The organism is Citrobacter sp. S55_ASV_140, assembly GCF_018919505.1.
In the GTDB taxonomy this organism is placed as follows: domain Bacteria; phylum Pseudomonadota; class Gammaproteobacteria; order Enterobacterales; family Enterobacteriaceae; genus Citrobacter; species Citrobacter werkmanii.
In genome coordinates this window covers 1-7,649 of sequence record NZ_JAHLQZ010000184.1, presented here as the reverse complement: position 1 = coordinate 7,649, position 7,649 = coordinate 1, and the positions used below count along the sequence as shown (strand labels likewise).

6 protein-coding genes are annotated in these 7,649 nt (G+C 56.3%); 2 read left to right on the top strand and 4 right to left on the bottom strand.

Features of this window, described 5'->3' with window-relative positions; translation table 11 throughout:
- Positions 1-919 (bottom strand): tRNA preQ1(34) S-adenosylmethionine ribosyltransferase-isomerase QueA (queA, locus tag KQJ18_RS19515; RefSeq protein WP_216422535.1); only part of this gene is annotated, 919 nt, incomplete at its 3' end.
- 90 nt (positions 920-1,009) lie between these two features.
- On the opposite strand from queA, the gene acpH reads away from it, so the two are divergent.
- Together acpH and KQJ18_RS19505 are read left to right on the top strand one after the other, a co-directional pair.
- A complete protein-coding gene (gene acpH / locus KQJ18_RS19510; RefSeq protein WP_038638179.1) occupies positions 1,010-1,591 on the top strand; it encodes an ACP phosphodiesterase in 582 nt (193 codons plus the stop codon).
- Between the two features lie 168 nt (positions 1,592-1,759).
- Positions 1,760-2,362 carry a peroxiredoxin gene (locus tag KQJ18_RS19505; RefSeq protein WP_003021524.1) on the top strand — a complete coding sequence of 201 codons (603 nt, stop codon included), beginning with the start codon at positions 1,760-1,762 and terminating at the stop codon, positions 2,360-2,362.
- Positions 2,363-2,410: 48 nt separating this feature from the next.
- Here KQJ18_RS19505 and KQJ18_RS19500 read toward each other — a convergent pair whose 3' ends face one another.
- From KQJ18_RS19500 to KQJ18_RS19490, 3 genes are all read right to left on the bottom strand, one after another.
- Positions 2,411-3,808 (bottom strand): DUF3999 domain-containing protein, encoded by a 1,398-nt coding sequence (locus tag KQJ18_RS19500; RefSeq protein WP_216422534.1) that lies wholly within the window; start codon positions 3,806-3,808, stop codon positions 2,411-2,413.
- Positions 3,805-6,426: a DUF2339 domain-containing protein gene (locus KQJ18_RS19495; RefSeq protein ID WP_216422533.1), complete on the bottom strand. Its 2,622-nt coding sequence runs from the start codon at positions 6,424-6,426 to the stop codon at positions 3,805-3,807. Before KQJ18_RS19495 ends, KQJ18_RS19500 begins: the two co-directional genes overlap by 4 nt.
- 136 nt (positions 6,427-6,562) lie before the next feature.
- On the bottom strand, positions 6,563-7,649 hold a 1,087-nt coding region (locus tag KQJ18_RS19490), incomplete at its 5' end, for an amidohydrolase family protein (protein WP_216422532.1).

The following is a 7,649-nucleotide window of genomic DNA, read 5'->3' as shown; positions in this document are numbered from 1 at the left end:
GCGTCGATTCCGGCAGGTGGAAGTTGGTGACCAGGGCATCAATCACCTGGTATTTATAGCCTGGATAAATAAATATCTGCGTATCACCGAAGAACGGCGCAATGAGATCGTTTTTTGCAGCCTGCGCCGCGCTTTCCAGTGAGCGAACGGACGTTGTTCCCACGGCTATCACGCGGTTGCCACGCGCCTTCGCCGCCAGCACCGCGTCAACCACATCCTGCGGCACCTCCGCATATTCGGAGTGCATAATGTGGTCTTCGATAGTGTCTACGCGCACCGGCTGGAAGGTACCCGCGCCGACGTGCAACGTAACGAACGCCATTTCAATGCCTTTATCGCGCAGTTTCGCCAGCAGCGGCTCGTCAAAGTGCAGCCCCGCGGTCGGCGCAGCGACGGCACCCGGTTTTTCGCTATACACGGTCTGGTACAGCTCGCGGTCGGCGTCTTCGTCCGGGCGGTCAATATACGGCGGCAACGGCATATGGCCGATGGCATTGAGGATATCAAGCACGCTGCGTTCATCGTCAAACGCCACTTCAAACAGCGCGTCGTGACGGGCAACCATCGTCGCTTTAATACTTTCATCGTCGCCCAATAGCAGCTCGGCACCCGGCTTCGGCGCTTTCGAGGCGCGAATGTGTGCCAAAATACGCTTGTCATCCAGCATGCGTTCGACCAGCACTTCAATCTTACCGCCGCTGGCTTTACGGCCAAACAGACGCGCTGGAATGACGCGGGTGTTGTTAAAGACCAGCAAATCGCCAGGGTTGAGCTTATCGAGCAAATCGGTGAAAGTACCGTGCGTCAGCGCGCCCGTCGGCCCGTCCAAAGACAGCAAGCGGCAGCTACTGCGCTCAGCTTGCGGATAGTGGGCAATCAGGGATTCGGGTAGTTCAAAGGTGAAATCGGTAACGCGCATGACACTGACTCAGACTAAAATAAGAGGCGGGTAGTCTAGTGCCGGGGCGTTCTCCCTGCAACCTTTACCCCTCTGGATAAACGTTTAACTATGAATTTTCTTGCACATTTGCATCTCGCTCATCTTGCCGACAGCTCGCTTTCCGGCAATCTGCTGGCCGATTTTGTCCGGGGTAATCCGGAAACGCATTTTTCGCCTGAGGTGGTGGAAGGCATCTTCATGCACCGTCGTATCGACGTGATGACCGATAACCTGCCGCAGGTGCGTGAAGCCAAAGAGTGGTTTCGTAGCGAAACACGCCGCGTCGCGCCAATTACGCTGGACGTGATGTGGGATCACTTTCTGTCGCGCCACTGGGCGGAAATCTCCCCAGACTTCCCGCTGGTAGACTTTGTGCGCTATGCCCGCACCCAGGTGACCACAATTTTGCCGGAATCGCCGCCGCGCTTTATTAACTTAAACAACTATATATGGTCAGAAAAATGGCTTGAGCGCTATCGTGACATGGATTTTATCCAGAACGTCCTGAACGGCATGGCCAGCCGCCGTCCGCGTCTCGATGCCCTGCGCGCCTCATGGTATGACCTGGATACGCATTATGATGCGTTAGAAGAACGTTTCTGGCAGTTTTATCCGCAGATGATGGAACAGGCGCAGCGTAAAACCCTTTGATTGCAGCCCGCATAACGCGCCGGATAAGCCTTAGCCACCATCCGGTAAAAGATTGATAGACAAAACCTGTCTCATTGATTGCCAGCGCCTCTTTGTCTTATTCACGAACACTCTCTATACTGGCCCGCGTTGCGTTCCAAAAACCCCTTAACATTGCAGGAGAATTATATGGTACTGGTAACTCGTCAGGCTCCGGATTTCACAGCAGCTGCGGTACTGGGTAGCGGTGAGATCGTTGAAAACTTCAACTTCAAACAGCATACCAACGGTAAAACCACCGTTCTGTTCTTCTGGCCGATGGACTTCACTTTCGTTTGCCCGTCTGAACTGATCGCATTCGACAAACGTTACGAAGAATTCCAGAAGCGCGGCGTTGAAGTTGTTGGCGTTTCTTTCGACTCTGAATTTGTCCACAACGCATGGCGTAACACCCCTGTCGACAAAGGCGGCATCGGTGCGGTGAAATACGCAATGGTTGCTGACATCAAACGCGAAATCCAGAAAGCCTACGGCATCGAGCACCCGGAAGCGGGCGTTGCTCTGCGTGGTTCTTTCCTGATCGACGCTAACGGCGTTGTTCGTCACCAGGTGGTTAACGATCTGCCGCTGGGTCGTAACATCGACGAAATGCTGCGCATGGTTGACGCGCTGCAGTTCCACGAAGAGCACGGCGACGTTTGCCCGGCGCAGTGGGAAAAAGGTAAAGAAGGTATGAACGCGTCTCCGGACGGCGTGGCAAAATACCTGACCGAGAACGTTTCCAGCCTGTAATTGGCATGAATCGACAAAAGGCCCGCAATGCGGGCCTTTTTTATGGGTTTATGTCGGATTACCCTTTTTCACTTCACGCCAGATTCGCCACGCCATCAGCGCCAGTACGGCGACGCCAAGGATTAACGCCCCCCACACCAACAGCGTTTTCCACTGGCTTTGTTGCTCAGCGACTGACGTTGCCGTCAGCCGACCCTCACCGCCCAGAGTAACCCGTTCATCCTCCAATGCCTGCGGCATTTTATCGGGATCGTTGTGCTTACGTAACGCCTCCGGGACCAGCATCGCCAGACTGATGCTCGCGGGTTCCGCCGCTTTGTTTCCCCATGCCAGGATAAACGGGCTTTGACCTTGCGCGTTAAAAATCACTTTATAGCTGTCGCGCTCCCCTCTCAATACGGGTAAGGTGGCGGGTAAACGCGTCTGAAGCGTCGTCATCCGGACCGCCTCGACTAACTCACCGGAGAGTGGAATATCATCCGAATGCTGATTTTCCAGATTGTAGAGAACCGTTCGGGTTAAAGGCTGCCAGGCGTCTTTTTCTCCCTTGCGCCATTCAAGTTCAACCGGCAATACGCCTTCGTAATCCAGTGAAATCTGTAATGAGGTCAACGGTTGCGGCCTGGACCAGCGCCAGATCGCCTGGTTTTCGGCAATTCTCTCCGCTTCAGCATCCATCGAAACAGGCCGGGTAAGCGGAGGCTCCTCACGGGTTATCGCACTCACGCCGGTCAGATTTAACGCAGGGCTTTGCGAATCAAGAATCAGCAACAGCCAGGGGACACCACCAGCGGACATGCGCAAATCATCGACGCCTAAGGTGTCCATTTTCAACCGGTCGTCGCTATGCGTCAGATCCATCAGCGGCGCATTTCCTGTAATCAACCTCCAGTCACGTAAATCTCGGCTGTAATAAAGCGATGCCGTTCCCTGCCAGTTTTTCGCAGGCGCATCCCAGTTTAAACGCAACTGGGACAGCGATGGCGTCTCTTTGACATCGTCTGGCAAGGCGATTAAATAACTCTGCCCGATGGATTGCAGGTTTTCACTTTCGAAGCGAATTTCGATGCCATTTTTAGCACGAAGCAGGACCGCGGGTCTTTCATCATCTTGCTTTGGCGTCACCTGTTGCACCGTAGAATCAAACGGAAAAAGGCGCAGAGGAATCGTTCTCGGGGACGTTGCCTGCGTTTTTTCAGCCAGCAGAGTGAAAGGCACTACCTCGCCCTGACGGTTGAACACCCGGATATCACGTAAATCCGGCCAGACTGCCTCATGGTACACCGCTAAAGGCAGAGGCAGGCTATACCATTGCTCTGAACCCGGCGTTAAGAGCTTCACGCCCTTCGCGTAGTCTACTGGCGCATCCGTAACCGTATTACTGCCCCACGCCGCACCGGTTGCTCCTAACAGAGCACTCCAGAGAACCGCTTTAATCCATTTCATTTTTCTTCTCCAGCTTTGGGCGGTAAGGGTGAAAAATACCCGATAATCAGCACCAGAATGGCGACGCCAATAAACGCGACCGCGCGCGCCAGGCCGCCGCCTCCCGCGCTGTCCACCAGCATCAGTTTAATAATGACTATCCCCAGCAAAACGGCTCCACACAGCCATTCCTGCCGCGAGCGACGCCGGGTTGCCTGCAGCATCACCACCAATGCCGTTAGCATCCAGAACAGAGCAAAACAGGTTTGAATCAACCGCGAATCCCACAGGGCGTGTACATTCCACGCAACTTCACCATACCAGGACAACGCGCGCAGCAACAAACCATTAAGCCACCAAAAGCCGAGCGCCATCAGCGCCACAACCGGCCATGGGCGGCACACCGAAAGCTGCACCGGGAAATAGCGTTCAGACGCGCGATAAAACACGATCAACCCTAGCAGGGCAAAAGCTGCGCCCTCTTCCAGCGGGTTGAGCAACGGCAGATACGTCTGACGATAAACCACGCCATCCTGTAAATTCGTCAACACGAGCAGACCGACCAGCACCAGCGCAACGGGAACCATCGCCTGCACAGAATATAAGGCTGGCCAGATACGAAATGGCCAGAGCTTGCGCTGAACAGCTTGATAAACCAGGAAAATCAGCAACCCACCAGCCGCCATCATCAGGCCGCTTCCCCACGCGGCCTTCCCCCACGGTAGCGCCTGGGCGAACCAGAACAGCTCAACCGCCAGCGCCAGTACAATCATCCAGAAGAATGACAAATGCGCCAGCCGGGAAAGCGTTGGCGGTAATATCTGTGCGTCACGCCAGAGCAGCGCCACTGCAACAATTAGCGCCGCGCACCAGGCCAGATTCGGCCAGCCCGCAGCAAAAATCTGCTGCCAGGAGATCTGATACATCAGCATCACCAGCATCGTCGGCCATAACAGCCATTTACTGGCATCAAGCTCCCGCCATGCCAGGCGACCAGCAATCGTACGCCAGCCCCAGACCGATACCGCCATTAATGCCAACACGCCAGACAGCACCCACCGCTCCTGTTTCAGGACGAGCTGCGATACCGCAACGAGGGCAGTAATCCAGAAAAGCAAACCGCCAGCGAGTAGCCCCCAACTGCCCTGCATCCGAATGCTGCGCCATAGCCATGCGGCAGCCAGCCAACTGAGGCTAAGCACGGCAAATATCAGCATCACTGAGAGCGCAGTTGTGCCGTTCGCCAGCGTCCATAGCGCGCTGCCCACGGCCAGCACGAGCAGCGCCGTACCGCTATAACTCATGCGTCGCTGCTGCTGTTGGATACCCAGCCAGAGGATCCCAAGTCCTTCCAGCGACCAGGCCATCGCCGTCCAACGGGCTGAAAGCGCCAACGGGATAGCCAGGGTAGTAAATGCGCCGCCAAGCGCCAGGGCAGCCAATACCAGCGGTCTCCCCAGCAAAGACGAACGCCGCAACGCCAGCGTCGCCAACACCAGATAGAAACCACCGTAGCCTAGCGCGCTCAGCGCCGGACCATATGCCATATGCCGCGTAATGGCGTACTGCATGCCAAAACCTACCAGCGGAGGGGCAAACAGCAGCACGCCATCAATAATCTGCTTGCCTTTTTCCTGCGCACGAAGCGACAGCGCCACGCTCAGCACGCCAAAAATAATGGTGTTGGCGATCAGGAACAGTTGGCAGCTCAGGTAATACTCAGGTCGATAGTCCTCCAGCCCCCACAAACCGCCAACGCCAAAGGTAAACAGCAGGCCGAGCAAATTCAGCTCCCGCCAGTGCTGCCAGATGCTAATGGCGAGAATGCCGACCGAGAGCAGAAGATAGAAAGAGAAAAGCGCGACATGACTGCCGCCGCCGGAGGAAAGCAGCAGCGGCGCGAGATAGCCGCCAAGGCTTGCCAACATCGCCAGGCTGAGTGCCTTTTGCAAAATAGCCAGACCCACGCTCGCCGCGCAAATCGCCACCAGCAGCGCAAATGCTAGCGTCATTGGCAGCATTTGCCACAGCCGGAACGCGCCAAAGACGGTGAGATAGAGTGCTCCCGTGGCCCCGCCCTGTAAGATCAGCGCATAGACCGGTTGCTTATGCCGCAACCGCCAGCCCAGCGCCAACAGGACAATAGCAAACAGCGCGGCCGCCACCAGGCGCAGCTCAAGCGGAAACAGAGAATGTTCGACGGTGTAACGCAGCAGGAAAGAAAGTCCCAGGAACAGGAGCAATATACCGAGCTTTGCCAACGGGTTGCCCTGCATAAACCAGCGCACCAGCGATGATATCACCCCGCCAAAAGCAGAAGGCCGCTGGGCGTTGGGCGTGGAGACCGCCGCTTTATCCGGCTTTTGCTGTGAAGACCACGGGTTAACGGGTTCAGGCGTCGGCTCAGCATCAGGTTCCGGCGCCACGCTGCTCATCGCAGGCGTTGGCGCATCGGCGGCAGCCTGTGCCACAGACTCTGACGCCACACCGCGCAGCTCAAGTTCCTCTACCCGACGGCGCAAGGCCGCCAGCTCAGAACGTACCGCCGCACTGCGTCTGTATGCCACGATCGCGAGACCAGGAACCACGACCAACGCGAAGAATAAAACAATGCAGCCAAGGGTTAGCAGCTCATCCATGTTTCCACCTTCACTGTGTAAAGACAGACCAGAATGACACAAATTGTTGCAGCTGTGCCATATCTGTTAACACTATGACCCGCTTTTCAGAAAATCCAATCAGCCCCTGCGTTTGGCCAGGGGCTGTGATGAGAGATTAAAACGCGAAGCAGGAACAACCCAGCGCTCCCCAGAAAGCCCTGTCATCTGACACCGGAATCCCCGACTTGCGCGCGATGTCATGCTGATGACCGTGTACGCCGCAGCTACCGCAGCACTGGTGCATCTGTACCATTGCGCCAATTTTCGCCGCAGCAGGCGGCGCTGAGCGATAGTGCCCCGGCACCTTCACCACCGGCGACCAGTCCGGCACAACCGGAATGGCTGGCGGTGCCAGCGGAGTGAAATGCCCGGCTGCGTACACGACTTTACCATCGACAATAGTCATCACCGACTCGATGCCTTTGATCTCTTCTTCCGGCACGCTGAAATAGTCTTTAGACAGCACCACCAGGTCGGCCAGTTGATCTTTCTCGATACGCCCTTTCTTACCCTGTTCGCTGGAGAACCAGGCGCTACCGGCCGTCCACAGTTCCAGCGCCACATCGCGCGGCAGGCGATTGTTATCATCATACATCGCCATACCACCAACGGTACGGCCCGAAACCAGCCAGTACAGCGCGGTCCACGGGTTATAGCTGGCCACGCGGGTGGCGTCAGTCCCCAGCCCTACCGGAACATCAGCCGCCAGCATTTTCGCCACCGGCGGCGTATGCTTGACCGCGTCTTTGCCATAGCGATCGACAAAATACTCCCCCTGGAACGCCATTCGGTGCTGAACCGCTATCCCGCCGCCCAACGCTTTGACGCGCTCGATATTGCGTTCGGTAATCGTTTCGGCGTGATCGAAGAACCAGTGCAGGCCATTGAACGGGATATCGCGATTCACCTTCTCGAACACATCCAGCATGCGGCTGATGGATTCATCATAGGTGGCATGCAGACGGAACGGCCAGCGATGCTCCACCAGGTGGCGAACCACGCGTTCCAGTTCTTCTTCCATGCCTTCCGGTAGATCCGGACGTGGTTGCAGGAAATCTTCAAAATCAGCGGCCGAGAAGACCAACATTTCCCCTGCGCCATTAGCACGGTAGAAATCGGTGCCCTGTCCGGGCTTGAGCATATCGGTCCAGCGTTCAAAGTCCTCCAGCTCCTGCTTAGGACGCTGAGTAAACAAGTTGTAG

Bases quoted from the DNA above. Each gene is read 5' to 3' on its own strand.
- KQJ18_RS19500 (WP_216422534.1), bottom strand. From the start codon at position 3,808: ATGAAATGGATTAAAGCGGTTCTCTGGAGTGCTCTGTTAGGAGCAACC.
- KQJ18_RS19505 (WP_003021524.1), top strand. From the start codon at position 1,760: ATGGTACTGGTAACTCGTCAGGCTCCGGATTTCACAGCAGCTGCGGTA.
- acpH (WP_038638179.1), top strand. From the start codon at position 1,010: ATGAATTTTCTTGCACATTTGCATCTCGCTCATCTTGCCGACAGCTCG.
- KQJ18_RS19495 (WP_216422533.1), bottom strand. From the start codon at position 6,426: ATGGATGAGCTGCTAACCCTTGGCTGCATTGTTTTATTCTTCGCGTTG.